This window comes from Mycobacteriales bacterium, assembly GCA_040902655.1.
GTDB lineage: Bacteria > Actinomycetota > Actinomycetes > Mycobacteriales > SCTD01 > SCTD01.
Window position 1 is genome coordinate 63,946 of the sequence record JBBDWV010000045.1, and the last position, 25,969, is coordinate 89,914.

General features: G+C 72.6%; 23 protein-coding genes and 1 tRNA gene. 12 read left to right on the forward strand and 12 right to left on the reverse strand.

All coding sequences use genetic code 11. The features are described 5' to 3' along the window. Positions 1–5: 5 nt before the first annotated feature. The 3 genes from WD794_12875 to WD794_12885 are packed head-to-tail and all read right to left on the reverse strand — an operon-like array spanning position 6 to position 3,744. On the reverse strand, positions 6–1,046 hold the full coding sequence (locus WD794_12875) for an ABC transporter ATP-binding protein (GenBank protein MEX2291206.1): 1,041 nt from the start codon (positions 1,044–1,046) through the stop codon (positions 6–8). Continuing rightward, positions 1,043–2,734, reverse strand: a complete 1,692-nt coding sequence (locus tag WD794_12880; protein MEX2291207.1) for an iron ABC transporter permease — start codon at positions 2,732–2,734, stop codon at positions 1,043–1,045. Before WD794_12880 ends, WD794_12875 begins: the two co-directional genes overlap by 4 nt. Continuing rightward, a complete protein-coding gene (locus WD794_12885) occupies positions 2,731–3,744 on the reverse strand; it encodes an extracellular solute-binding protein (protein ID MEX2291208.1) in 1,014 nt (337 codons plus the stop codon). Before WD794_12885 ends, WD794_12880 begins: the two co-directional genes overlap by 4 nt. Between WD794_12885 and WD794_12890 the strand changes: the two genes are divergently transcribed. The 3 genes from WD794_12890 to WD794_12900 all read left to right on the forward strand — a co-directional run bounded on the left by WD794_12890 (position 3,647) and on the right by WD794_12900 (position 7,241). After that, on the forward strand, positions 3,647–4,117 hold the full coding sequence (locus tag WD794_12890; GenBank protein MEX2291209.1) for a helix-turn-helix domain-containing protein: 471 nt from the start codon (positions 3,647–3,649) through the stop codon (positions 4,115–4,117). The genes WD794_12885 and WD794_12890 overlap by 98 nt on opposite strands. 11 nt (positions 4,118–4,128) lie before the next feature. Next, positions 4,129–5,283, forward strand: coding sequence for an acyl-CoA dehydrogenase family protein (locus WD794_12895; GenBank protein ID MEX2291210.1), 1,155 nt, complete (start codon positions 4,129–4,131; stop codon positions 5,281–5,283). 74 nt (positions 5,284–5,357) lie between these two features. Then, the gene (locus tag WD794_12900) at positions 5,358–7,241 is read left to right on the forward strand and encodes an ABC transporter ATP-binding protein (protein MEX2291211.1); all 1,884 of its coding nucleotides are present in this window, start codon (positions 5,358–5,360) and stop codon (positions 7,239–7,241) included. A gap of 13 nt (positions 7,242–7,254) precedes the next feature. Here the strand turns inward: WD794_12900 and WD794_12905 are convergent, their stop codons facing one another. From WD794_12905 to WD794_12915, 3 genes are read right to left on the reverse strand one after another with little or no spacing between them, the layout of a single operon-like run. Further along, on the reverse strand, positions 7,255–7,416 hold the full coding sequence (locus WD794_12905; GenBank protein MEX2291212.1) for a hypothetical protein: 162 nt from the start codon (positions 7,414–7,416) through the stop codon (positions 7,255–7,257). Positions 7,417–7,457: 41 nt separating this feature from the next. Beyond that, on the reverse strand, positions 7,458–8,534 hold the full coding sequence (locus WD794_12910; protein MEX2291213.1) for a Zn-dependent alcohol dehydrogenase: 1,077 nt from the start codon (positions 8,532–8,534) through the stop codon (positions 7,458–7,460). Positions 8,535–8,581: 47 nt separating this feature from the next. Beyond that, positions 8,582–9,343, reverse strand: a complete 762-nt coding sequence (locus WD794_12915; GenBank protein ID MEX2291214.1) for a hypothetical protein — start codon at positions 9,341–9,343, stop codon at positions 8,582–8,584. A 71-nt stretch (positions 9,344–9,414) separates the two neighbouring features. Here WD794_12915 and WD794_12920 point away from each other — a divergent pair, with 71 nt between their 5' ends. Together WD794_12920 and WD794_12925 are read left to right on the forward strand one after the other, a co-directional pair. Further along, positions 9,415–10,311, forward strand: coding sequence for an EamA family transporter (locus WD794_12920; GenBank protein MEX2291215.1), 897 nt, complete (start codon positions 9,415–9,417; stop codon positions 10,309–10,311). Between the two features lie 110 nt (positions 10,312–10,421). Beyond that, a complete protein-coding gene (locus WD794_12925; GenBank protein ID MEX2291216.1) occupies positions 10,422–10,637 on the forward strand; it encodes a hypothetical protein in 216 nt (71 codons plus the stop codon). 173 nt (positions 10,638–10,810) lie between these two features. Here WD794_12925 and WD794_12930 read toward each other — a convergent pair whose 3' ends face one another. The 3 genes from WD794_12930 to WD794_12940 are packed head-to-tail and all read right to left on the reverse strand — an operon-like array spanning position 10,811 to position 13,800. After that, positions 10,811–12,001 carry a glycoside hydrolase family 3 N-terminal domain-containing protein gene (locus WD794_12930; GenBank protein MEX2291217.1) on the reverse strand — a complete coding sequence of 397 codons (1,191 nt, stop codon included), beginning with the start codon at positions 11,999–12,001 and terminating at the stop codon, positions 10,811–10,813. 9 nt (positions 12,002–12,010) lie between these two features. After that, positions 12,011–13,324, reverse strand: coding sequence for a PH domain-containing protein (locus WD794_12935; protein MEX2291218.1), 1,314 nt, complete (start codon positions 13,322–13,324; stop codon positions 12,011–12,013). Next, positions 13,321–13,800: a PH domain-containing protein gene (locus WD794_12940; GenBank protein MEX2291219.1), complete on the reverse strand. Its 480-nt coding sequence runs from the start codon at positions 13,798–13,800 to the stop codon at positions 13,321–13,323. The genes WD794_12935 and WD794_12940 overlap by 4 nt, the downstream gene beginning before the upstream one ends. 71 nt (positions 13,801–13,871) lie before the next feature. Here WD794_12940 and WD794_12945 point away from each other — a divergent pair, with 71 nt between their 5' ends. From WD794_12945 to WD794_12965, 5 genes are all read left to right on the forward strand, one after another. Continuing rightward, complete coding sequence (locus tag WD794_12945) at positions 13,872–14,258, forward strand: hypothetical protein (protein MEX2291220.1); 387 nt, start codon at positions 13,872–13,874, stop codon at positions 14,256–14,258. A gap of 65 nt (positions 14,259–14,323) precedes the next feature. After that, positions 14,324–17,668: a formate dehydrogenase gene (gene fdh / locus WD794_12950; GenBank protein ID MEX2291221.1), complete on the forward strand. Its 3,345-nt coding sequence runs from the start codon at positions 14,324–14,326 to the stop codon at positions 17,666–17,668. Then, positions 17,665–18,693 (forward strand): 4Fe-4S dicluster domain-containing protein, encoded by a 1,029-nt coding sequence (locus WD794_12955; GenBank protein MEX2291222.1) that lies wholly within the window; start codon positions 17,665–17,667, stop codon positions 18,691–18,693. Before fdh ends, WD794_12955 begins: the two co-directional genes overlap by 4 nt. Beyond that, positions 18,690–19,736, forward strand: coding sequence for an NrfD/PsrC family molybdoenzyme membrane anchor subunit (nrfD, locus tag WD794_12960; GenBank protein ID MEX2291223.1), 1,047 nt, complete (start codon positions 18,690–18,692; stop codon positions 19,734–19,736). The genes WD794_12955 and nrfD overlap by 4 nt, the downstream gene beginning before the upstream one ends. Next, positions 19,724–21,160 (forward strand): OFA family MFS transporter, encoded by a 1,437-nt coding sequence (locus WD794_12965; protein MEX2291224.1) that lies wholly within the window; start codon positions 19,724–19,726, stop codon positions 21,158–21,160. The genes nrfD and WD794_12965 overlap by 13 nt, the downstream gene beginning before the upstream one ends. Before the next feature lie 149 nt (positions 21,161–21,309). On the opposite strand, the gene WD794_12970 is transcribed toward WD794_12965, so the two are convergent. Then, positions 21,310–23,082, reverse strand: a complete 1,773-nt coding sequence (locus WD794_12970) for an aldehyde ferredoxin oxidoreductase family protein (GenBank protein MEX2291225.1) — start codon at positions 23,080–23,082, stop codon at positions 21,310–21,312. Beyond that, positions 23,075–23,917 (reverse strand): NTP transferase domain-containing protein, encoded by an 843-nt coding sequence (locus WD794_12975; GenBank protein MEX2291226.1) that lies wholly within the window; start codon positions 23,915–23,917, stop codon positions 23,075–23,077. Before WD794_12975 ends, WD794_12970 begins: the two co-directional genes overlap by 8 nt. Before the next feature lie 29 nt (positions 23,918–23,946). On the opposite strand from WD794_12975, the gene WD794_12980 reads away from it, so the two are divergent. Together WD794_12980 and WD794_12985 are read left to right on the forward strand one after the other, a co-directional pair. Continuing rightward, positions 23,947–24,765 carry an SDR family NAD(P)-dependent oxidoreductase gene (locus tag WD794_12980; GenBank protein ID MEX2291227.1) on the forward strand — a complete coding sequence of 273 codons (819 nt, stop codon included), beginning with the start codon at positions 23,947–23,949 and terminating at the stop codon, positions 24,763–24,765. A gap of 36 nt (positions 24,766–24,801) precedes the next feature. After that, positions 24,802–24,894, forward strand: a tRNA-Sec gene (locus WD794_12985). A gap of 117 nt (positions 24,895–25,011) precedes the next feature. On the opposite strand, the gene WD794_12990 is transcribed toward WD794_12985, so the two are convergent. Further along, entirely contained in the window at positions 25,012–25,773 is a 762-nt protein-coding gene (locus tag WD794_12990) for a GGDEF domain-containing protein (GenBank protein MEX2291228.1), read from the reverse strand. Between the last annotated feature and the right edge of the window lie 196 nt (positions 25,774–25,969).

The following is a 25,969-nucleotide window of genomic DNA, read 5'->3' on the forward strand; positions in this document are numbered from 1 at the left end:
CTCCCTCACGCTCGGTCGTTGTCGGCCGGGAAGGTGCGCACCGGATGGCCGGGTGCGACGTCGACGGCGACCTGCGCACCGACCGGCACGTCGACGGTGTGCGGCTGCAGCGACCGGAGCACGGCGCCAGAGGTCAGCCGCAGGGTGTAGAGGTAGCTCGCGCCGCGGTACTCCCGGCGCACGACCTCGGCACCACCACCCGCAGCCGCGCGGAAGCAGACCTCGTGTGGCCGGAGCATGACGTCTACGCGTCCCGACGACTGTGGGGCCGCCGGCAGCCGGCCGACCTCCGTGTCGACCCAGCCGCTCTCCTGCCTCCCGGGCAGGAAGTCGGCCTCTCCGAGCAGCGTGGCGACATAGCGGGTGGCCGGCGCATGGAAGGCCTCGGCCGGCTCGCCGACATGCTCGAGCCGGCCCTCGCGCATCACCGCGACCCGGTCGCCGACGGCCAGCGCCTCGTCCTGATCGTGCGTGACGAAGACCCCCGCCGCCCCGGTTCTGCGCAGCGCCTCGACGGTCTGCTCCCGGACCGTGGTGCGCAGCCCGGCATCCAGCGTGCCGAAGGCTTCGTCGAAGAGCACGACGCGGGGGCGCGGCGCCAGGGCGCGGGCCAGGGCCACCCGCTGCTGCTGGCCGCCGGACAGCTCGTGCGGGTAGCGCCGGCCGAGGTCGGGCAGGTCGACCAGCTCGAGCAGCTCAGCGACCCGCGCGACCCGATCACGGCTGCGCGGGATGCCGAAGGCGATGTTGTCCTGGACCCGCAGGTGCGGAAAGAGTGCTGCGTCCTGGAAGACGACCCCCACGTGCCGGTCCTCCGGGGGCACCCAGGTCCCGGAGCCGGCCACCGGCCGGCCAGCCACCTCGACCGCCCCCGCGTCCGGCTCGAGCAGGCCGGCGACGAGCATGAGCAACGTCGACTTGCCGCAACCGCTCGGGCCGACGAGGGCGACCAGCTCGCCGTCGCCCACCGCGAACGACACGTCCACGACTGCAGGAGTGTGCCCGAAGTGCTTGCCGACACCGCGCACCTCGACGGCCGGTGTCACCTGGCCACGCCCACCAGGACCGCGTCCGGCTCGCTCGTCCGGAGCGGCCGTACGGGGCCTGCGGTCAGCTCGGTGTCGTCGTCGACCCGGAACAGCAGCACGACGGGGACCATCGCCACGACGACGATGGCCAGGGCCGGCAGGCCCGCCATCTCGTACCGCGAGTCGGCGGCCAGCTGCCAGACGCGCACCGCCAGCGTGTCGAAGCCGAACGGCCGCAGGAGCAACACGATCGGCAACTCCTTGAGCGCGTCCACCGCAACCAGGACAGCGGCGACAGCGACGCCCGAGCGGGCGAGCGGCAGGTGGACGCCGGTCAGCACCCGTCGCGGCCGGGCCCCGAGGGAGAGCGCCGCACCGGTCAGGGCGGGGGAGACGGCGGTCAGCCGGGCCTCGGTACTGGTGTAGCCCAGCGCGAGGAATCGGGCGGTGTAGACGACGACGAGCGCGGCGACCGAGCCGGTGACCAGGGGCCCGCCACCCGGCAGCCCGAGACGGTCGAGGCCGGTGCGGGCGGCTGCGAGCACGAGCAGCGCACCGACGGCCAGCACCGGCGCGGGCACCGCGTAGCCCGAGACCGTGGCCGACACGGCCAGCTGCACCCGCCGGCGAGCGTCGACGCGGGCTGCGTGCACCAGCAGCATCGCCAGGACGACGACCGCTACCGCGACCTGGCCGGCCAGCAGCACACTGTTGGCGGCGGCGGTGAGGAAGGCCGGGTCGAAGCTGCCGCCGGAACCACGCAGGGGGGTCGTCGTCGACCAGAGCAGCAGGGTGACCAGGGGGACGCCGACGGCCGCCAGCAGGACGACCGAGCAGACGCCGGTCGCCGCCCAGCCGGCCGCGCCGGACAACCGGACAGGACTCATCGGGGTGGTGTCGCGCACCGACGGGCTGAACCGCGCCCCCCGGCGCAACCAGCGCTCGCCGGCCAGCAGGGCGAGCGCGAGCAGGAGCACCAGCAGGGCCAGCACGGTGGCCGCGGGCCGGTCGAACTGGCCCCGCCAGACCTGGTAGATGCCGACCGACAGGGTGTCGACGCCGAAGTACTGCACCGTGGCGAAGTCGGACAGTGTCTCGAGGGCGACCAGCAGCCCGCCCGCGGCGAGGGCCGGCCGCGACAGCGGCAGGACGACCCGGCGGGCGGCCTGCAGCGGCCGCAGGCCGAGCGTGCGGGCGGCGCCGTACGGCGTGGCGGCCTGGTTGCGGAAGGAGACCCGTGCGAGCAGGTAGACGTACGGGTAGAGCGTCAGGGTGAGCACCGCCGCCGCGACGGGCAGGGTCCGGACGGGCGGGAACGGCGCCTGCTCGCCCAGCAGCGCGCGCCAGCCGGTCTGCACCGGCCCCGGATAGGCCAGCAGCGAGGACCAGACCAGTCCGAGGATGTAGCCGGGGACGGCGGTCGGGAGCACCAGCAGCCACGACAGAGCCCGCCGGCCCGGGAAGCGGTAGGCGGTCGTCAGCCAGGCCAGGCCGGTCCCGAGGACCACCGAACCGAGCAGGGTCAGGGCCAGCAACTGCAGCGTCGTGATGGTCAGCGGCAGCCAGCCGGAGCCGGCGACCCGGGACCAGGGGGCCGTCCCCGCGGCGGCGACGCCGAGGGTCACGGCCAGCACCGGCAGCAGGACGAGCGACGCGGCCGCGCCCGCGACGGCCGCGGCGCTGCGCCGTCCGGCCCGCGACCTCACCGGTAGCCGGCGTCCGCGAGCAGTCGTACGGCCACGTCGTTGTGCCCGCCGAGCTCGCCGACGTTGAGCTGGTCGCGCTCGAAGCTGCCGAAGTCGCGTACCAGCTCGACCGGCTGCACGTCCGGGTTCACGGGGTACTCGAAGTTGCCGTCCACCAGCGGCGACTGCCCCGTCGTCGCGAGCCATTCGAGGAAGCGCGTGGCGGAGGGCAGGTCGTCGGCGCTCGTCGTGACGCCGGCACCGCTGATGTTGACGTGCGTCCCGGTGGTCGCCTGGTTCGGGAAGAAGACGCCGACGCCGAGCTCGGGGTCCTTGGCCAGCTCACGGGCGACGTAGTAGTGGTTGGTGATCCCGACTGCGCAGCCGCCCGCGCCGACGGTGCGCACGATCTCGACGTCGTTGGCCAGGATCTGCGGCTCGTTGGCCATCCAGCCCTGCAGCAGCCGCGCCGCCCCCTCCTCGCCGTGATGCGCGACGAAGGACGAGACCAGCGACTGTGTGTAGGCGCTGGTGGCGGTCCGGAAGCACAGCCGGCCCTTCCACTCCGGGTCCCCGAGCGCGGCATAGCTCGACAGCTCGTCCGGCTTCACCTGGTCCGGGTCGTAGATGAGCACGCGGGCACGCTGGGCCAGGCCGAACCACCGGTCCTGCGGGTCACGCAGGTTGGCCGGGACAGCCTGCTCCAGGGCGGGGGAGGAGACGGGCTGCAGGAGCCCCTGCTCGGCCGCCAGAGCGAGATTGGCCGCGTCAACGGTGAGGAAGACGTCGGCCTTGCTGTCCGCGCCCTCCGCAGCGAGCCGCTCCCGCAGCTCGGCGTCGCTGCCGTTGAGGAACTCGACCTTGATCCCGGTCTCCTCGGTGAACCGGTCGTAGGCCTTCTCGCCGCCGTAGGTACGCGCGGAGTAGACCTGGATGCTCGGACCGTCGCTGCCCGGCGTCAGCCCGCAGGAGGCCAGCAGGGGGAGGACCGCCACGGTCGCGACGAACAGGCGGGGGGACAGAGGTGTCAAGGGAGTGCTCCAGGGCCGAGGTGTGACTAAAGGAAACCTCACCAAAGAGCTGACAGAAAGGCAAACCCACGAGCCGGTCACCACGGTTGGGATTGGTAACGATCATGCTGGGGCACAGCCCTTGCGACCGGCAGGACCAGCGGACGGAAGAAGAGGACACCTCGTGGCAGAGCTCAAGAAGGGCAGCAGGGTCACCGGCGGCGAACGCGACAGACTGGCCGCCGACCTCAAGAAGCGGTACGAGGCGGGGGAGAGCATCCGGCTGCTCGCAGAGTCGTCGGGCCGGTCCTACGGCTTCGTCCACCGCATTCTCAACGAGTCCGGCGCCACGTTGCGCGGGCGGGGCGGGGCGACCCGGAAGAAGAGCGCCTAACGTTCCCGCGCATGGACCTGTCGCTGAGCGCCGAGCAGGACGCTGTCCGCAAGGCGGCCAAGGAGTGGGTGGACGACGTCGTCACGCCGCGCGCCCTCGAGAACGACCGCACGGAGCGCTTCCCGCAGGAGGCGCTCGACGGCCTGCGGCAGACCGGCTTCATCGGCCTGTCGATCGCCGAGGAGTTCGGCGGCGGTGGCGGCGACCCGCTGTCCTATGTCCTGACCATCGAGGAACTCGGCCGCGGCGACGCCAACGTCCGCTCGATCGTCAGCGTCCACCTGGGCCTGGTCGCCGGCTCCATCGACCGGTGGGGCACCACGGAGCAGAAGGCGCAGTGGCTGCCACCGATGGCGACCGGCGAGGTGCTCGGCTGTTTCGGCCTGACCGAGCCGGACCACGGCAGCAACCCCGCCGACCTGCAGGCGACGGCGGTCAGACAGGCCGATGGCGGCTACGTCCTGAACGGCAACAAGATGTTCATCACGAACGGCACGATCGCCGGCGTCACGCTGTTCCTGGCCCGCACCGGCGGCCCTGGCGCGAAGGGCGTGAGCGCCTTCCTCGTCCCGAACGGCAGTGCAGGCTTCGGGGCCAGGCCTGTGCACGGCAAGCTCGGCCTGCGATCCTGCGACACCGCCGAGCTCGTCCTGCGTGACGTCAAGGTGGGTCCGGAGGCGCTGCTCGGCGGCGAGGAGGGCACGGGCATCCGGGTCGCGCTGACGGCGCTGAACGACGGCCGGATGTCGCTCGGCGCCTCGTGCACCGGGTTGGCGCAGGCGGCGCTGGACACCATGGTCGCCTACACCAGGGACCGGGTGCAGTTCGGCAAGCCGATCGCGGCGCACCAACTGGTCCAGGCGCTGATCGCCGACACCGCGGTCGAGGTGGACTGCTCCCGGCTGCTGACCTGGCGCGTCGCCGATCTCAAGACCCGCGGGGAGGACTACTCCCTCGCGGCGTCCAAGGCGAAGTACTACGCCTCCGAGGCGTCGGTACGCGCGGCCAACGCCTGCGTGCAGGCGCACGGCGGCTACGGCTACATCGACGAGTACGCCGCGGGGAAGTACCTGCGTGACGCACGGGTTACCACGCTGTACGAAGGCACCTCGCAGATCCAGCAGCTGATCATCGGCCGGGCGCTCACGGGGCTGTCAGCGTTCTGAGGGCGATGGCCGCCTTTTGAGAGCACGTCCCGAGGCGGAGGGGGTGGCCTGTGCACGACGTCGCCCACTACTCGATGATGCGGTCGTTCCGGCGCGACCCGGCGGTCGCCGACCAGAAGCTGGCGCCCGGCACCGCGCGGCGGATCGCCCGCTTCGCGGTGCCGTACCGCCGTGAACTCACCTTCTTCCTGGTCCTGATCGTGCTCGCGGCCTTCCTGAGCGTGCTGAACCCGCTGATCTTCAAGAAGATCATCGATGACGGCATCGGCACGAACCCGCCCCTGACCGCGGACCGGGACCTCGTGGTCGGCCTCGCGCTGGTCGTGGCCGGGTTGGCCCTGGCCGACGCCGGCCTGCAGCTGTGGTCGAAGTGGTTCTCGATCCGGGTCGGCGAGGGCCTGATCTACGACATGCGGTCCGCCGTGTTCACGCACGTCTCGCAGATGCCCCTCGCCTTCTTCACCCGTACGCAGACCGGGGCGCTGATCAGCCGGCTCAACCACGACGTGCTGGGCGCCCAGTCCGCCTTCACCGGAACGCTGGCCGGGGTCGTGAGCAACGTCATCGGCGTGGTCCTGACGCTGATCGCGATGTTGCTGCTGTCCTGGCAGATCACGCTGCTGTCGCTCGTGCTGCTCCCGGTGTTCCTCGTCCCGGCCAAGCTCGTCGGCCGCCGGCTCCAGGCGCTGACCCGGGAGTCCTACGCGATCGACGCGCAGATGACCAACACGATGACCGAACGCTTCAACGTGTCCGGCGCACTGCTGGTGAAGCTGTTCGGCCGGCCCGACCTCGAGGACTCCGCTTTCCGGGCCAAGGCCGGCCGGGTGCGGGACATCGGCATCACGCGGGCGATGTACGGCCGGGTGTTCTTCGTCTCGCTGACCGCCGTCGCCGCGCTGGCCACCGCAATGGTCTACGGCGTCGGCGGCACGCTGGCGGCCAGCGGCTCGCTGGGTGTCGGCACCGTCGTCGCGCTCGCGGCCTACCTCAGCCGGCTCTATGGGCCGCTCACCGCGCTGAGCAACGTCCGGGTGGACGTGATGACCGCGCTGGTCAGCTTCGAGCGGGTCTTCGAGGTGCTCGACCTCGAGCCGATGGTGGCGGAGAAACCGGATGCCGTGGCGCTGCCGCCGGACGCGGCGTCGGTCGAGTACGACGACGTGCTCTTCCGCTACCCCAGCGCCGAGCAGGTCTCGCTGGCCTCGCTGGAGTCGGTGGCGGTGCTCGACCAGTCGCCGTCCTCGGTGGTGCTGCACGGGCTGTCCTTCCGGGCCGAACCCGGCGAGCTGATCGCGCTGGTCGGTCCCAGCGGGGCCGGCAAGACGACCGTCAGCCAGCTGGTGACCCGGATGTACGACGTGGACGCGGGCGCGGTGCGCATCGGCGGGGTCGACGTGCGCGACGTGACGATGCGGTCGCTGCGCGACGCCGTGGGCGTCGTGACGCAGGACGCCCACATGTTCCACGACACCATCCGGGCGAACCTGCTCTTCGCCGCGCCGGCCGCCGACGAGGACCGGCTCTGGCAGGCGCTGGAGGCCGCGCAGGTGGGGGCACTCGTCCGGTCGCTGCCGGACGGGCTGGACACGCTGGTGGGTGACCGCGGCTACCGGCTGTCCGGTGGCGAGAAACAGCGGATGGCCATCGCCCGGCTGCTGCTCAAGGCCCCCCGGATCGTGGTGCTGGACGAAGCGACCGCCCACCTGGACAGCGAGTCCGAGGCCGCGGTCCAACGGGCCCTGTCGGCCGCACTGGCCGGCCGGACGTCCCTGGTCATCGCGCACCGGCTGTCGACGGTGCGCGAGGCCGACCAGATCCTCGTGATGGACGAGGGCCGGATCGTCGACCGCGGCCGGCACGAGGAGTTGCTCGAACGAGATGGGCTCTACACGGAGCTGTATCGCCGGCAGTTCGCCGCGCAGGAGAAGGCAGTGGTGCCGGTGCCCGTCGACTGACGGGAGCGGTCCCTCAGCCCGCGCCGCCCGTACCGGCGACGCCGCCGAGCCGGCCGTCGTCGGTCAGCTGCTCGGGATCGGTGCTGGCGGGCCTGTCCTCGGTCTCCAGGTTGTCGGGGTCGGCCGTGATGTCGGTGCCCTCGGACACCTGCGGCGTGCTGTCCGGCTGTGTCATTCCGCTGGCCTACCCCACCCGTCGCGCCCCGGAACGGTCGGTCAGGGGAGAACGAGAGTGCGGGCGCCCCGACCTGCGGCCATCTGTGCGAAGGCGCCGTCGATCCCGTCCAGGCCGACGGTGCCGCTGATGAGCGCCCCGAGGTCGAGCCGGCCCTGCGCGGCGTGGTCCAGGATCGTCGGGAGATCGGTCAGCGGATCGGTCGAGCCGTAGACGCAGCCCTGGATCGTCCGCGCGAAGTGGAACAGCTCGAGCGCGGTGAAGGTGACCTGCTGCTCCTTCCCGCCGATACCGACGATCGTCGTCATGCCGCCGCGCCGGGTCGCGGACCAGGACGACCGGATGGTCTCGGCGAGACCGACGCAGTCGAAGGCGTGGTCCGCGCCGCGCCCGTCGGTGAGACCGCGCACCTGCCTGGCCAGCTCCCCGCCGGCCTCCAGCGCATCGGTCGCACCCATGCTCTTCGCCAGCGCGAGCTTGTCGGGGGAGCGGTCCACCACGATCAACCGACCGGCTCCGGCCAGCCGCGCGCCCTGCACGACGGACAGCCCGACGCCGCCGAGACCCACGACCAGGACCGACTGCCCCGCACGCACCCGTGCGGTGTTCAGGACGGCACCGACGCCGGTCATCACGGCGCAGCCGACCAGCGCGGCGTGCTCGAGCGGTACGTCGTCGGGCACCGGCAGCACCGCGCGTGCAGAGACCACCGTCTCCTCGGCGAAGCCACCGGTCGACAGGCCGGGGAAGACGTCGACGCCGTCGAGCGTGGCGTACGGCGAGCTCGCGGCGTTGCTGGACGTCTCGCACAGCCAGGGCTCGCCCTGCCGGCAGAACCAGCAGGTGCCGTCCGGCGGCGCCCAGCACAGGACGACCCGGTCACCGGGCGACGCGCTGGTGACGCCGTCACCGACCGACACGACCGTGCCCGCCGACTCGTGGCCGAGCACGACCGGCATGGCCTGCCGGAGTGTCCCGCGGGCGAACGACAGGTCGCTGTGGCAGACACCGGTCGCCGCGATCTTCACCCGCACCTGACCCGGCCCCGGCTCGGGCAGCGCGATCTCGGCGACCCGCAGGCGCTCACCGGGGGCGGACAGGACGGCGGCGCGGACCACGGGGCTCCTCGGACTGACGGGGTGGCTGCGGCAAGCCTACGAGCCGGTTACGGCACGGGCGCCCTCCGCTCCTGCTCCGAGCGCTGGGCGTCGAAGAAGTAGGCGCCGAGCGTGCCGGCCAGGGCGGCGAACACCGCGACGGAGTAGATCACCAGCGCCACCTCCACGAGCCGGGCCAGCCCCTGCTCGAGGCCGAGCGGCTGGCCGGCGATCGTGGCCAGGGCAGCCGCGTGCAGGGCGTCGGCATAGGCGTCGTAGAACCCCAGCGTGAACAACAGCTGGCTGCCGGCGAGCACCACGATGGCGCTCAGCGCGGCCACCCACCCGATCCGGGTGGTCAGGATGCGGCCGGCCGACCGGGACGAGCGGACGGCGGAGCTGACGACCCCGCCGGCGCGGACGAACCTCAGGACGCGGCCTGCGCGCACGACGCGCACGAGCGCCAGGGCGCGCAGGAATCGGAGCATCGGCAGCAGCAGGAAGAGCACCTGCCACCAGTTCCGACGCAGGAAGCGCCCCCGGGACGGAGCGAGCCACAGCCGCAGCAGGAACTCCGCCACGAAGACCACCCACAGCGCCCACCCGACGAGGGTGAAGCCCTGCTGCACCGCCGGGGAGTTCGACACCGTCTGCCCCAGCACCACGAGCAGGAAGAGCACGCCCAGCACGCTCATCGGCCGGTCCAGCCGGGCGGCCAGCAGCTCGATGCCACGCTCACGCTCGTCCGGCGGCCTGCGCGCGAGCTTGCGGACGCCGTCAGCGGCCAGGTCGGCGTCGCCGGCTGTCCGGACCGGACCCTCGGATGCCATGACCGTGCCCTACCCGGTGGCAGCCGGGGGCCCCGCGAGCCGCCGTCCAGGATCGTCCTACGGTGTCGCCCATGACGCGGCGGGGCTGGGTGCTGTTCGCGTCGATGTGCCTCCTGTGGGGGATGCCGTACCTGCTGATCAAAATCGCCGTGGAGGAGTTGAGCCCGCCGCAGCTCGTCCTGCTGCGCACCGGGATCGCCGCGCTGCTGCTGCTCCCGTACGCCGCGGTGCGCGGTGAGCTGACGCCGCTGCTGCCGTACTGGCGGCCGCTGGTGGCCTTCACCGCCCTGGAGCTCGCCGTACCGTGGCTGCTGCTGGCCACCGCGGAGCAGCAGCTCAGCAGCTCGCTGACCGGCCTGCTGGTCGCGGTGGTGCCGCTGGTGGCGGCCTTCGCCGGCCGGCTCGCCGGACACGGCGACCGGCTCGACCGACGCCGGCTGCTCGGCCTGGGCATCGGCTTCGCCGGCGTGGGCGCGCTGGTCGGTCTCGACGTGCGCGGGGGCGACCTGCTGTCGGTGGCCGAGGTCGGCACTGTCGTCGTCTGCTACGCGGTGGCGCCGTTGATCGTCAGCCGTTGGCTGGGCGGCCTGCCCGCCGCCGGCATCACGGCTGCGGCATTGGCGCTCACCGCGACGGTTTACCTGCCGTTCGGCGCCCGGGGACTCGAGATCCCGAGCGGCCGGGTGGCGATGGCCGTGGTCGTGCTCGCCGTGGCCTGCACAGCGGCTGCGCTGCTCATCTTCTTCGCCCTCATCGCCGAGGTGGGCCCGCAGCGGGCGCTGGTCTTCACCTTCGTCAATCCGGCGGTGGCCCTGCTGCTGGGGGTCGTCGTGCTCAGTGAACCGTTCACGCTCGGAGCTCTGGTGGGCTTCCCGCTGATCCTGGTCGGCTGCGTGCTCGCCACCCGCGCCTCCAGGGCGGCCACCGTGGACGAGGAGACCCTGGCCGAGCCGGTGGCGCGGCCGTAGCTCATGGTCGTCGGCCCAGCGGCCGGCGCACCGGCCTCGGTGCAGCGGCTCGCCGACAGGTCACCGGCGTGGCCTGGTGTGCCCGGCAGCGGCGCGGGCACGCTCGGGGCATGACGTCGCCCGACAACACGACAAGCAGCGGTCCGCAGCCATCGACGGGCGAGGAGTCCGCCGTCCGCGGCGGCAGCCCCGACCGGATGGACCCACCGGACCCCGGATCCGGCGGCGTGGCCGGGGGCGGCGCCGACGGCGAGACCGCGGCGCGCGAGCAGCTGCGCAAGGACCTCGGTGAGCGCTCCGACGACGCAGGCACCGAGGCGCCGTGACCTCCTGGACCAGGCGACTGCGCTGTCATGCACTGGCGGCTGGGAGCGCCAGGCAGGTGGGTCTGCTCCCTCCCCGGTGATCCACGCGAGGTTTGAGGTGGAAGCTCGCGGCGCATCCGCGTCAAAGTCCCCGTGGATCACTCAGCGAAGTCCCCGTGGATCACCCCGGCGTCTCAGCCCGCCGGCGTCGCGACCGTCGACGGCACCGACAGCTCCGGCATCTCCACGGGCGTGCAGGACATCGCGACGGGGTCCCCGCCGGCCAGCGCCGTCACCCGCGCCGCCGCCTCCGTCAGGCGCTCCTCCGGCAGCCGACCCGAGCGCACCGCCGCCACCAGTGCGTCCCGCATCCGCTCCGCCTGGTTCCCGTCGGTGGCCAGCACGGCGTCGGCGCCGGCCTCCACCGCCCGCACCGCCGCCTCCGGGAAGTCCCAGCGCAGGTTGACCGCGCCCATCCCGAGGCTGTCGGTCATCGCCACCCCCTGGAAGCCCATCGCACGCAGCAGCGCGTACGCCTTCGGGCTCAGCGACGCCGGCAGGTCCGGGTCCAGAGCGCTGTAGCCGAGGTGATTGAGCATCACGACGGGCGCGCCGGCGTCGACGGCCCGCTGGAACGGCAGCAGGTCGGTCGTCCGGAGCTCCTCGACCGTCGCGTCGACGACGTCGGCCTCGGCGTGCGTGTCGGTCCTGGACCGTCCCTGCCCCGGGAAGTGCTTCACCGTGGGAGTCACTCCGGCATCGGCCAGACCGGCGGAGAAGGCCAGGCCGTACTCCGCGGCCTTCTGCGGGTCGGCGCTGAAGGAGCGGTCCCCGATGATGCCGCTGTACGGGCCGTCGTCGAGGTCGAGCAGCGGCGCCAGGTCCACGTCGATGCCCACGTCGGCGAGCCGGCCGCCGATCTCGGCGGCGTACTCCCGCACCTGCTCGGGCGTGCCCTGCCGGGCCAACCGGCGCGGGGACGGGCCGGCGCCGACGATCTTCCGGGTGACCGCGACCCGGCCGGACTCCTCGTCGGTCGAGACGATCAGCGGCCGCCCGGCCCGCTCGCGCAGTCCGGCGACGAGGACACGCACCTGCTGGGCGGTCTCGACGTTCGGTTCGGACAGGAACAGGCCGCCCACCCCCAGGTCCACGACCGCCCGACCGAGCGCGTCAGCCGGCGTCGTGACCCCCGGAATTCCCACCACGAGCACCGCCGCAGCCCGGCGCTCGAGCGGTGCGGGCAGGCACGAGGGAGAGGGCGACGCAACCGTCTCACCGTTCGTCGACCGCTGCGCGCCGCCGCCGGCGATGGAGGTACCGCAGCCGGCGAGCAGGAGGGCCGACACCAGGACCGGCAAGGATCGCGAGGGGGAGCGGAGCACCTGCCGAGCCTACGTGCGGGGGGCGCGTTCCCTGGCCACCCGCGCACGGACGGTCAGCTCCTCGAGCAACGCGGCCGCCTCACCCGACGAACGGTGGCGCAGCACGGCGCCGGGCAGTTGCCGGCCAGCCGTGTCGACGTGCAGGGAGGCCAGCCCGAGCCGCCTCTCGTAGGGCCCCTGCGTGACCCGCAGGCTCTGCACCTTGGCCAGCGGCGCCACGTCGGTGGTCGTCGTGACCACCCCTGAGGTAGCGACGACGTGCCGGTCGTCGAGGCCGACGGCCAGCCGGCCGAACTGCAGCGGCGTCCGCCACCGGGCGGCAGCCGGCACCCGTCGGTCCGGCACGGGAAGCGGACCCCCGAGGACGTGGGCCATCAGGTCCTGCGCGAGCTGCCGGGGCGCCACCGGGAGCAGCGCACCGGAGGCCGACTGCTCCTCGCCGCCGCTGTAGCCGGCGACGTCGACCTCGACCCGCACCCAGCCGAACCGCCGCCACAGCAGCGGCTCGCGCAGCCGCATCGCCTGGACCCGTCCGGGTGGGATGGTCTGGCTGCGGGTGTCGAGCAGGCCGTGCCGCAGCCGCAGCCCGTCCGGGCTCTGGGCCACGGTGAAGCCGTACTCCGCCAGCACCCGCCGTACGGCGAACGAGCCGACGCCGAACAGCAGGGGCAGCGCGGCGAACAGCACTCCGCCGGTCATGGACGGCGCGGCCAGCAGCGTGGCGAGCAGCGCCAGCGTGAAGGCCATGAGGGTCACCACCGGCGGCCCGAGCAGCGTCGACCAGACCAGCGGCCCCGTGGGCACCCGTACCAGCACCCGGTCGGGCTCGGGTCCGGACGCGCCCTCGACCGCGGCCTCGCGCCCGGCGGCCAGATCGAGCAACTGGGTGCGCAGCAGGCGGGCGCGGTCGTCGGCGAGGAAGGACAGCGGCGCCTCGGCGTCGCCGGCCCCGACCACCTCGAGCCGCAGCTCGGCCAGGCCGAGCACCCGGGCGTAGAGCGGCCGGACCACGTCGACCGCCTGCACGCGCGCGAGCGGCACCCGGCGGCTGCGCTTGGTGACAACGCCGCTCTCGACCTGCAGCTCGGTGGCGGTGACCCGGTAGCGCATCGCGCGCCAGGACAGCCAGCCGACGAACAGGCCAGCCGGCACCCCGGCACCCAGCACGGCGGCCATCGCCTCGGGCGGCGAGTTCCGCAGCCCCTGCTGGCCGGCGAGGGCGAGCAGCAGCAGGCCGAAGCGCCCGCCGCGCAGCAGCGGGGTCAGCGGGTGCAGCCGGACCCAGCCCTGCTCGCCCGCCGACTCCGTCGCGGGTGCGGTCACACCCCCGCCTGCCGGGCCTCGCCCAGCGCTGCCAGCCGGTCGCGCAGCCGGGACGCCTCCTCGGCGAGCAGGCCGGGCACCGAGGCGTCCGTCGCGGCGGCGGCCGTGTGCAGGGTGACCGTCGCCAGGCCGAAGGAGCGGGCCAGCGGCCCGGCGGTGACGTCGACGTACTGCATCCGGCCGTACGGCACGACGGACGTGCGGCGGATCAGCACGCCCCGGCGGACCAGCAGGTCGTCTGCGCGCTCGAGGTAGCCCCAGGCGGCGAAGCGGCGCTCCACGGCCACCAGCACCAGCCCCGTCAGCACCGCGCTGGTGACGAGGGCGGCGGCTCCCTCGGCCGATCCGGCGAGGACCGCGAGCGCTCCGGAGACCAGCAGCCCCGGTGCGGTGACCAGTCCGAGAGTGAGCAGCCGGCGCAGCCGCAGCAGGCCCGCGTCCGGCCGCCGCCAGACGACGTCGGGCTGCTCGCTCACCCGGCGAGCGTAGTGAGCAACGGCCGGGCCCGCCGCGCGGGCAGCCGGGAGCGCGGCGGATACTGCTGCGCATGCAGGAGAGAGGACAGCCGTGGTGGCGCGACGCCCGCCGCCGCTCGCGCGCCGTGCTCGGCGTGTTCGGAGCGCTCGCGCTGGGCGGGATCCTGTTCCCCGCCTTCACCAACTACCTGTTCGCCGGCGACCAGCGGGTGCTGGTCGTGACGATGGCGGCCGACGCCGGGCAGGAGGGCCGGGAGGCGCTCAAGGCGGCCTGTGGGAGCCTGCCGGGCGTGTCGGTGGTCGCGGACCGCGGCAATCCCGAGCCGCATATCCAGGGGCGCTTCCCGGTCCGGTTCGACATCGCCGACATCACCGACCGGCAGTACGCGGCGCTGACCAGCTGCATCAACCGCCAGCCCGGTGTACGCGGGCTGCTCGCCGAGCGGGACGGCAACTAGCGTCTGAGGCCCGAGGTGTTGGGTAGTGCCGGGGAAACCGCTGCTCCAGGAGGTCGTACGTGGGGATGAAGGACGTGCTGCTCGGCTGGCCGGTCTACCGGCAGCTGACGGGCGAGGACCCGCTGGGGCGCGGGGCCGCCGCCCGGTCCGGCCGCACCGCCGGTGTGCAGCCGCGGACCGCGACGGCGGACCGCGTCGTGCAGAGCGTCTGTCCCTACTGCGCCGTCGGCTGCGGTCAGAAGGTCTTCGTGAAGGACGAGAAGGTCGTCCAGATCGAGGGCGACCCGGACTCACCGGTCAGCCGCGGCCGGCTCTGCCCGAAAGGCTCGGCCAGCGAGCAACTCGTCAACAGCCCCAGCCGCGTCACCACGGTGAAGTACCGGGCGCCCTACGCCACCGAGTTCGTCGACATCCCGCTCCAGCAGGCCATGGAGATGGTCGCCGACCGCGTGCAGGCGACCCGGGACAGCACCTGGCAGGACGCGGATGACCAGGGGCACACGCTGCGGCGGACCCTCGGCTTCGCCTCACTCGGCGGGGCGACCCTCGACAACGAGGAGAACTACCTCATCAAGAAGCTGTTCACGGCTCTGGGTGCGATCCAGGTCGAGAACCAGGCGCGTATTTGACACAGCGCCACCGTCCCCAGTCTGGGGGCCTCGTTCGGCCGTGGCGGCGCCACGAACTTCCAGCAGGACCTGCAGCACAGCGACTGCATCGTCATCCAGGGCTCCAACATGGCCGAGTGCCACCCGGTCGGGTTCCAGTGGGTGATGGAGGCGAAGGCGCGCGGTGCCAATATCATCCACATCGATCCGCGATTCACCCGCACGTCTGCGCTCGCGGACACACACGTCCCGCTGAGAGCCGGCAGCGACATCGCCTTCCTCGGCGGGATCATCAACTACATCCTGGGCGAGGAGAAGTTCTTCCGGGACTACGTCGTCTCCTACACCAACGCCGCGAGTCTGGTCTCCGAGGACTTCCAGGACGTCGACGAGCTCGACGGCCTGTTCTCCGGCTACGACCCGGAGACCGGGACCTACGACACCGCGAGCTGGGGGTACGAGGGGCACGAGGTCAACGCGGCGGCAGGCAACGCCCGCGCACCGATGACCGGCTCCGAGGACGACCAGAGCGGCCAGCAGAGCAGCGCCAGCAGCGAGAGCGACGAGCAGTCCGAGAAGAGCAGCGCCAGCGGCCACGAGCTGGGCGGCCGCGGGGCCAACCTGGAGCACAGCCGGGTCCGGCGCGACGAGACGCTGCAGCACCCCAGGACGGTCTTCCAGGTGCTCAAGCGGCACTACGCCCGCTACACGCCGGAGCTGGTGGAGCAGGTGTGCGGGGTCCCGCAGGAGCTGTTCCTGCAGGTCTGCGAGGCGGTGACCGCCAACAGCGGTCGCGACCGCACCACCGCCTGGGTCTACTCCGTCGGCTGGACGCACCACTCGGTGGGCGTGCAGTACATCCGCGGTTCGGCGATCATCCAGCTGCTGCTCGGCAACATGGGCCGGCCCGGCGGCGGCATCCTCGCCCTGCGCGGCCATGCCAGTATCCAGGGCTCGACCGACATCCCGACGCTGTTCAACATCCTGCCCGGCTACCTGCCGATGCCCAAAGCCGGACGGCAGGACAGGTACGCCCACTACCTGCGTAACATCGCCACCCCCGGCCAGAAGGGGTTCTGGTCGCAGGCCGACGCCTACACCGCCAGCCTGCTCAAGTCCTGGTGGGGAGACGCGGCCACGCCGCAGAACGACTTCTGCTTCGACTACCTGCCACGGCTGACCGGCGACCACGGCACCTACCAGACCGTCTTCGACATGCACGACGGCCGGGTCGAGGGCTACTTCCTCGTCGGCCAGAACCCTGCCGTCGGATCCGCCCACGGCAAGCTCCAGCGGCTGGCCCTGGCCAAGCTGAAGTGGCTGGTGGTGCGCGACCTGCAGCTGATCGAGTCCGCGACGTTCTGGAAGGACGGGCCGGAGATCGCGTCGGGGGAGTTGACGACCGAGCAGATCGGCACCGAGGTGTTCTTCTTCCCCGCGGCGACGCACGTGGAGAAGGAGGGCAGCTTCACCCAGACGCAGCGGATGCTGCAGTGGCGGCACAAGGCGGTGGAGCCGCCGGGCGATGCCCGCAGCGAGCTGCATTTCTACTACCACCTGGGCAGGCTGCTCCGGCAGCGTTACGCCGGCTCCACGCAGGACAAGGACCGCCCGCTGCTGGACCTGACCTGGGACTACCCGACCCACGGGGTGACGCAGGATCCGGACGCCGACGCGGTGCTGCAGGAGATCAACGGTCGTTACCTGACCGGCGACAAGGCCGGGCAGCACCTGCCGGGCTTCACGGAGATGAAGGCCGACGGGTCGACCTCGGGCGGCTGCTGGATCTACTGCGGCGTGTATGCCGACGGCGTGAACCAGGCCGCCCGCCGCCGGCCGGGACGGGAGCAGAGCTGGGTGGCGCCCGAGTGGGGCTGGGCCTGGCCGATGAACCGCCGCACGCTCTACAACCGGGCCTCCGCCGACCCGGAGGGGCGGCCGTGGAGCGAGCGCAAGGCCTACGTCTGGTGGGACGAGCAGGCCCGGCGGTGGACCGGCCACGACGTCCCGGACTTCCAGCTGACCAAGCCCCCGGACCACCGCCCCGAGCCGGGCGCGAGCGGTCCGGACGGCATCGCGGGCGATGACCCGTTCATCATGCAGGCCGACGGCAAGGGCTGGCTCTACGCGCCGGTCGGGCTGCTCGACGGGCCGCTGCCGGCGCACTACGAGCCGGCCGAGTCACCGGTCCGCAACCCGCTCTACACCCAGCAGGCCAGCCCCACCCGGCAGGTGTTCAAGCGGCAGGACAATCTGCAGAACCCGTCCGGCCACGAGCCCGGCGGCGAGGTCTTCCCGTACGTCTTCACCACCTACCGGCTGACCGAGCACCACACGGCCGGTGGCATGAGCAGATGGCTGCCGTACCTGTCCGAGCTGCAGCCGGAGATGTTCTGCGAGGTCTCGCCCGAGCTGGCCCGCGAGCGTGGGCTGGAGCACCTGGGCTACGCGACGATCGTCACGGCGCGCGCCGCCATCGAGGCGCGCGTGCTGGTCACCGACCGGGTCGTGCCGCTGACGGTGGGCGGCCACACGATTCACCAGATCGGGCTGCCCTACCACTGGGGCGTCGGCGGCGACGCCGTCGTCAGCGGCGACTCCGCGAACGACCTGTTCGGCCTGGCCCTCGACCCGAACGTGCACATCCAGGAGTCCAAGGCGGCCTCCTGCGACATCCGCCCGGGACGACGTCCCACGGGGCCGGCGCTGGTGCGTTTCGTCGAGGACTACGTCACCCGTGCCGGGATCACCACGGACACGGGCAACACGCGGCTGACGCCGCACGAGGGGGCGCAGCAGTGAGCAACTCCTTCTCTGGCCCGCTGGCCGACCCGGCGGCCGACGCCGGTTGGGTCGACGGCGAGCGCCAGCCCCGCAAGGGCTTCTTCACCGACACGTCGATCTGCATCGGTTGCAAGGCCTGCGAGGTGGCCTGCAAGGAGTGGAACGCCATCCCCGACGACGGGATGAACTTCCTGGGCTCGTCCTACGACAACACCGGTGCACTGGGTGCGAGCACGTGGCGGCACGTCGCGTTCATCGAGCAGCCCAAATCCTTCGGCACCCAGGAGCCCGGCATCGCCGGCACGCCGGTCGGGCCGCCGGCCAGCGACGTGCTCAACAAGACCTCCGACAGTGCGCTGTCAGGGGACCGGAGCAGCCTGGGCACGTCGAACAAGGTCGACCTCGGCCTCCCGAGCACCACCCTGCCCGGGGACGCCGAGGGCGCGCAACGCACCGAGTTCCGGTGGTTGATGGAGTCTGACGTCTGCAAGCACTGCACCCACGCCGCCTGCCTGGACGTCTGCCCCACCGGCGCGTTGTTCCGTACCGAGTTCGGAACCGTCGTCGTGCAGGACGACATCTGCAACGGCTGCGGCTACTGCGTTCCCGCCTGCCCGTTCGGGGTGATCGACCGCCGGGTCGGCGAGAAGGGCGTGACGAAGAACGAGGGGCTGGCCCAGAAGTGCACCCTGTGCTACGACCGGATCGGCACGGGCCTGCAGCCGGCCTGCGCCACCGCCTGCCCCACCGAGTCGATCCAGTACGGCGACGTGGACGAGCTGCGTGAGCGGGCGCAGCGACGGGTCGACGCGCTGCACGCGGAGGGGGTGCACGACGCCCGGCTCTACGGCGAGAACAGCCACGACGGCGTCGGGGGGCTCGGCGCGTTCTTCCTGCTGCTCGACGAGCCGGAGGTCTACGGCCTGCCGCCGGACGCGGTCGTGACCACGAAGGACCTCCCCGAGATGTGGCGCAGGGCAGGCCTCGCTGCGGTGACGATGCTCGCCGGTGCGATCGCGGTCTTCACGGGGGGTGGCCGATGAGCCGGGCCGGACACCGGTCCGGGCGGCGCGGTGACAAGAACGCCGTCGTCCCGGATGCCGAGTTCACCTCCTACTACGGCCGGCCGATCGTCAAGGCGGCGCCGTGGGAGGTGGACATCCCGGCCTACCTGTTCCTCGGCGGCGTCGCGGCCGGTTCCTCACTGCTGTCGGCCGGGGCCGACCTGACGCAACGGCCGGCCCTGCGCCGCACCGGCAGGCTGGGAGCGCTCGTCGGGTTGGCCCTCAGCATGGTGGCGCTGGTCCACGACCTGGGCCGGCCCGCCCGCTTCCACCACATGCTGCGGGTCGCCAAGCCCACCTCGCCGATGTCGGTCGGCACGTGGATCCTGACCGCGTACGGGCCGTTCGCGGGGCTGGCCGCCGCGGCCGAGCTGCGGCGGTTCATGCCGCGGCGGGTCCGTGAGGGAGCTCTCGGCAGGCTGCTGGGCGCCTCGGCGCGCCCGGCCGGGCTGGTCGCCGCGGGCCTCGCTCCCGCCGTCGCCTCCTACACCGCCGTGCTGCTGTCGGACACCGCGACACCCACCTGGCACGACGCCCACCGTCAGTTGCCGTTCGTCTTCGTCGGCTCGGCCTGCGCCGCCTCCGGCGGGCTCGGCCTGATCGGCGCACCTGTCGCCGAAGCCGGCCCGGCCCGCCGGCTGGCCGTCGGGGGAGCGCTGCTCGAGCTGGCCGTCGAGCAGCAGATGGAGCGGTCGATGGGCATCACCGCCGAGCCGCTGCACGCCGGCCATGCCGGGACGCTGATGCGGACCAGTACGCTGCTCACCGCGGCCGGTGCGCTGGGCGCCGTCGTCGGCCGCCGCAGCCGTGCCGCCTCCGCCCTGTCGGGAGCGGCGCTGCTCGCCGGCTCGGCCTGTCTGCGCTTCGGCGTGTTCGAGGCGGGGCAGGAGTCGGCGCGCGACCCGAAATACACCGTCGTGCCACAGCGCGAGCGCCTCGACCGCCGCCGGCAGGACGACCATCCGGGCGGCAGATCCGCTGCCCGCAGCAACCCAGGAGGAGTAACGACGTGGCAGCCCTGAGCTTCCTGGACCGCGAGCACTCGTGTGCCAGGCCCGGCTACAGCCGGTGGCTGGTGCCGCCGGCCGCCCTGGCGATCCACCTGTCGATCGGCTCGGTTTACGCGTTCAGCGTCTTCAAGAACCCGCTCGTCGAGCACTTCGCCGTCAGCGACACCGCCATCGCCATCGTCTTCTCCATCGCCATCGTGATGCTCGGTCTGGCCGCGGCCTTCGGCGGGACGTGGATGGAGCGCAACGGTCCGCGCAAGACCATGGCGCTGTCCACTGTCTGCTTCACCGGAGGTTTGGTCGTCGGTTCGCTCGGCATCGCGACCGAGCAGTTGTGGCTGCTCTACCTGGGCTACGGCGTCCTCGGCGGGATCGGCCTGGGGATGGGCTACATCTCCCCGGTGTCGACGCTGATCAAGTGGTTCCCGGACCGGCCGGGCCTGGCGACCGGGCTGGCCATCATGGGCTTCGGCGGCGGTGCCTTCATCGCCTCCGCCCTGTCGAACGAGCTGCTGCAGGCCTACACCTCCCGCCCGGCCGGCGAACAGCCGACGGACGCGCTCGTCCCGACCTTCCTCACCCTTGCCCTGCTCTACGCCGCCTTCATGACGTTCGGCGTCCTGACCGTCCGCATCCCTCCGGACGGCTGGCGGCCGCAGGGGTGGGTGCCGAGGACGGAGACGGCCGGCGGCATGCGCACCACCGCGAACGTCTCGGCCAAGCAGTCGCTGCACACGCCGCAGTTCTGGTTCCTGTGGACGGTGCTGTTCTGCAACGTGACCGCGGGCATCGGGATCCTCGAGCAGGCTTCGCCGATGATCCAGGACTTCTTCCCGGACGAGGTGTCGCCTGCGGCGGCCGCAGGCTTCGTCGGGCTGCTGTCACTGTTCAACATGGCCGGCCGGATCGTGTGGTCCTCGACCTCCGACGTCATCGGGCGCCGACCGACCTACATGCTCTACCTCGGCGTCGGCGCGGTCGCCTTCTTCTTCCTGGCCACGGCCGGATCCACCAGCGTGCTGCTGTTCATCGTGCTGTCCGCGATCATCCTGTCCTTCTACGGCGGAGGCTTCGCCACGATCCCGGCCTACCTCAAGGACATGTTCGGCACCTTCCAGGTCGGCGCGATCCACGGCCGCCTGCTCACCGCCTGGTCGGCTGCCGGCGTCGCCGGACCGCTGATCGTGAACGTCATCCGGGAGCGGGCCGAAGATGCCGGTCTGGAGGGCGCCGCGACCTACCGGCCGTCGCTGCTGGTCATGGTCGGCCTGCTCGTCGTCGGCTTCGTCGCGAACCTGCTCATGCGCCCGGTGGCCGCCAAGCACCACGTCGCGGAGGACGGCGCGGCGCCCTACTCGAACGAGCTCGAGGGAGCGGCCGCCGCCACCCCCGGCGCCTCCCCGACCGACCGACCCACCTCCGGAGGTACGCAGTGAACAGCTCGTCGGCAGAGGACATGACCGGACTGAAGGCACGTCTGATCGGCGCCTGGCTGTTCGTAGGCGTGCCGCTCGCCTACGGCGTCGTCATGACGGTGAAGAAGGCCCTGCCGCTGTTCACCGGCTGAGGCTGTTCGGTCCGCTCCTCAGCCGGCAGGCGGTCTTCCGTGCCCGTCCAGGCCGCGGGCGCTCCAGTAGGCGTCGACCATCGCACGCAGCCGCGCGGGCGTCAGCGTCGCCGTGCGACCCGAGGTCAGCTGCAGGTCCTGTGACAGGAAGCGGTCGGGGAGCCAGTCGTCCTCGGGCTGCCAGCCCTCGCGCAGGTTGAACGCGCGCTTGAGCAGCACGATCCGCTGGGCGGTGGCGCGAAGTTCCGCCTCGTCGACGTCCCAGCCGGTCACCGACGCCAGCAGGGCCGCCCACTCGGCGAACGGCTCCTCGAACACGCCCCGCAGGAACTTGCAGAGGATCAGCGAGTCCATCACGGCGCTGCGGTCCTCGGCCTCGATCGCGCCGCGCACGTGCGCCTCGCCGCCGGAGAGCCGGTCGAGGTCGCCCGACAGGTCGGCTTCGTACGCGCCGGATCGGTTGTGGTCCGCGCCGCGCGCGTTCACGGCCATCCCGAGGGCCATCGCCTGCATCGTCCGGGGCTCGTAGCCCGGCAGCTCGAGGCCCTTGACGTGCGCCGCGAACGCCGCCGATCCCTGCCCCACCACCTGTGCCGCGGCACGGCTGCCGAGCGAAAGCAGCGGACCCAGTCCCTGTCCGGAGCCGATCTCGTCGAGGGCGCGCAGCAGCGCGGCGCCGTCGCCGAACCGGAGCCAGGGTGCGTCGATCAGCCCGCGCTCCGCGCACTCCATCGCCCAGGCGATCGTGCCGCCGGCCGAGATGGTGTCGATGCCGAGGTCGTCGCAGCGGGCGCTGGCCGCGAGCACGTCGTCGGGGTCGGACACGCCGCACATCGGCCCGAGCGCGCTGACGTTCTGGTACTCCATCCGCACGGTGCGGCCGCCCTTGCCGCGGTAGATGTGCTCGCAGCCGATGGCGCACGAGGCGCACGAGCTCTTGGTCACCGACCGCGCCTGCGCGAGCTCCTCCGCCGCGAGCTGCGGCGCGCCGTCGAAGCTCGCCTGCTGGAAGTTGCGCGTCGGCAGGGTGTTCAGGGCGTTGAAGGCCAGTACGTTGGCAAGAGTGCCCACCTCCCGGTACTTCTGGGTCGCACGGCCGAGGGACTTCTCGCGCAGGTCCCGGGCGGCGGCCAGCACGGCGGCCGGGTCGGCCGGCGCCACCTTCGTGGTCGCATGAACAGCGAGCGCCTTGACGTTCTTGGCCCCCATCACGGCGCCGAGGCCGCCCCGGCCGGCGTGCCGCCCGTCGTGGGAGATGGTGGCGTAGCGGACGCCGCGCTCGCCGGCGCTGCCGATGGACGCGACCTGCCAGCCGCGTCCGAGTTGCTCGCGAACCGCCGCCTCCGCTTCAGCCGCCGACCGGCCCCATTGTGCGCGGGCATCGAGCAGCCGCACCTGGCCGCCGTCGACGACGACCGTGACCGGCGCCGACCCGGCCCCGACCAGGATGATCGCGTCATGGCCGGTGAGCTTGCCGGCGATCGCGAAGTGGCTGCTGGCCAGGGCGTCGGTGAGCATGCCGGTCAGCGGTGACTTGGCGACCACGGCGAACTTCGCGCTCGTGGTCAGTGGGGTGCCGACCAGGGGGGAGAAGACGAAGGCCAGCGGCGCCTCCGGGGCCATGGGGTCGACGCCCGGGGGGGCGAGCTCGAGCAGCAGCCAGGCGCCGAGGCCGGCGCCGCCGAGGTGGTCGCGCAGCACCTGTTCGGGCAGCGGCAGGACCGACGTCGACCCGTCGCCGACGTCGACGACGAGGGCGCGACCGAAGTAGCCGCCCGGCGTGTCAGCCACCGGCGTCGGCCGACAGGAAGGTCACGACGTCACCCTGCACCAGCGGCGTCTCGACGTCGCGGACCACCTGGTCGCCGTCGACGGCCGCCAGCAGGTGGCGGTCGAGCACGAGCCCGACGGCCTGGGCGGCGGCGCCCAGGGTGGCGGCGCGCACCGTCGTCGTACCCGTGCCGCCGGCCGCGGCCAGCACCCCGATCCGCTGGACCACCACCTCCGGGGCGGGTCGGGCGCGCGCCTGCGCGTACGCCGTCCGGTCGTTGACACCGGTGACGGAGGCCAGGTCGGGGTCGCCGGCCCGCAGTCGGGCGTCCTCCAGCAGGACGGCGTCGTCCAGGACCCGCACGGCGGCGTGCTCGAGCAGGAACGCCGGCCGGGCCCGGTCCTGCGCGAGCAGGTCCAGCGCGGCCTGGGCGAGGGTGGTGCGGTAGGCCGCGGCCAGCGGCTGGCGGAAGCCGTGGACGACGGGCAGCGCGATGTCGGCGGAGTCGAGGGCGCCGGTGACGCGGCGCACGAACGCGGGATGCAGGAACGGCAGGTCGGTCGAGCAGACGAAGGCGGCCTCCGCCTGGCCGGCGAGCGCGCCGAGGCCGGCGGCGAGACCCTGCAACGGCCCGCGTCCCTGCTCGGCGTCGTCGATCACCTCGACGGACGGGGGGATCGGCGGCAGCTGCTGGCCGGCCGCCCGCACCACCAGCACGGGACCGTCGACGCCACGCGCCAGCACACCGACCACGCGGCGCAGCAGGGTCGAGCCGTGCCACTCGAGACCGGCCTTGGAGCTGCCCATACGCGAGGAGCGACCCCCCGCCAGGACGACCGCGCCGACCACTGGCATACCGGTGAGCCTACGTCCGGTGCTACCTGATGCAATGGCCGCCACCGACAACGAAGGAGCCTTCCTTGCTCGACCTCACCGGTACCTCGTCTCTCGTCACGGGCGGCGCGTCCGGCCTGGGTGAAGCCACCGCGCGTGCGCTCGCCGCCCGCGGCGCCTCCGTGGTCGTCGTCGACCTGAACGACGAGAAGGGGGCGGCGGTAGCCGGGAGCATCGGCGGCGGATACGTGCGGGCGGACGTCACCGACCCCGGGCAGGTCGCGGCCGCCGTCGCCGCGGCCGAGGAACACGGGCCGCTGCGCACGCTGGTCTGCGCCGCCGGCATCGCCTGGGCCAGCCGCACCGTCGGCCGCGACGGCACCTTCGACTCGGCCCACGACCTGGGCGCCTTCACCAAGGTGGTGACGGTCAACCTGATCGGCGCGTTCAACTGCATCCGCCTCGCCGCGACCGCCATGGGCCGCACCGAGCCGGTGGACGCCGACGGCAGTCGCGGCGCGATCGTCACGCTGGCCTCCGTGGCGGCCTTCGACGGCCAGATCGGCCAGGCCGCCTACTCCGCCAGCAAGGGCGGCATCGTGGGCATGACCCTGCCGGTGGCCCGCGACCTGGCCGCCGTCGGCGTCCGGCTGAACTGCGTGGCACCCGGGTTGTTCGACACACCGATCTACGGCGAGGGGGCGGCAGCCGAGGAGTTCAAGGACAAGCTCAAGCGCGACGTGCTGTTCCCCAAGCGGCTGGGCGCCGCCGACGAGCTGGCGTCGATGGTCGTGGAGTTGCTCGTGAACTCCTACGCCAACGGCGAGGTGGTGCGCATCGACGGCGGCGCCCGGCTGCAGCCGAAGTAGCCTGTCGGTCTCGCGGCGGCTCCGGCCACCGACGAGGGAGGCGTACGCGTTCCTGGTGGGCGCCCCGGTCTTCAAAACCGGTGAGGGTCGGTATCCGGTCCTGGTGGGTTCGATTCCCATCCGCCTCCGCTCTGCCTGCTGACCTGCGGCAGCGGGGCTACGAGGACCGCTCGCCGCGGAGGTGCTCGCAGCGAGGTGGGTCCGCGAAACCTCGAGTGCGCCGAGGCAGGCGCGTCGCCGGTCCGGTCAACTCCGGCCGGGGGCTCGCCGGGCCTGATACATGGCCGCGTCGGCGCGCGCGATCAGCTCCGCGAGCGAGTCGTCGGGGCCGAGTTCCGCGAGACCGACGGTGATCGACGCGTCCCGGGTGGCCGTGAGGTTGGCGTTGGCCACCTCGAACCGCAACGCAGCTTCGGCCGCCGGCAAACCCATCACACCGCACAGGAACTCATCTCCGCCGTACCGCACGATCAAGTCGTACTCACGCAGCACACCGCGGACGGTCTCGACGACGCGGCTCAACAGCTCGTCACCGGCGGCATGCCCCTGGGTGTCGTTCGTGTTCTTGAGTCCGTCCACGTCGAGAAAGCCGAGCACGAAGCATTGCCCGGTCCGCTGCGCCTTCACGATCTCCCGTTCGAGCTCCACCAGGCCAGGTTCGCGGCGATGCACCCCGGTCAGCCCGTCGACGAGCAGGGCGTCCCGTTCCCGCGCGGACAGGGCCCGGTCCGTGGCGGCAGCCACCCGGTCGTGTTCCGCATGTTGACGGTCGCTCGCGCTGCCCTGCCGGTCCCGTTTGGCCCCGGCCCGGTCCGCAGCCGCCGTCGGGTCGTACCGCTGGCCCTGCTCACGCTCGTCAGCCCGCACGTCGCGTGCGTCGGATCGCTCGTCCCGGGCCAGAGAGGCCCGATCGTGCGCCTCCGCGGTCCGATCCCGGTCGTCCGCGGTCTGGTCCCGGTCGTGGACGTGCGTGTCGGCCGGGAGCGTCTCGTCATCCGGGGGGTTCACCGGCCCAGCATGCCATCAGGACGACTCCGTGCCGGGCGTGGTCGATCGACCACCTTCCGTCGCTGCGGCACTGGGGCTGGCACTGCCCGCGACCGGTTCCGGGCTCGGCCACGACCTGCGCCACACGTACGCGTCGCTCATGGTAACCCGCAGAGTTGCATCAGATGCAACTGCGGGGGACATTCGACGTGTTGTG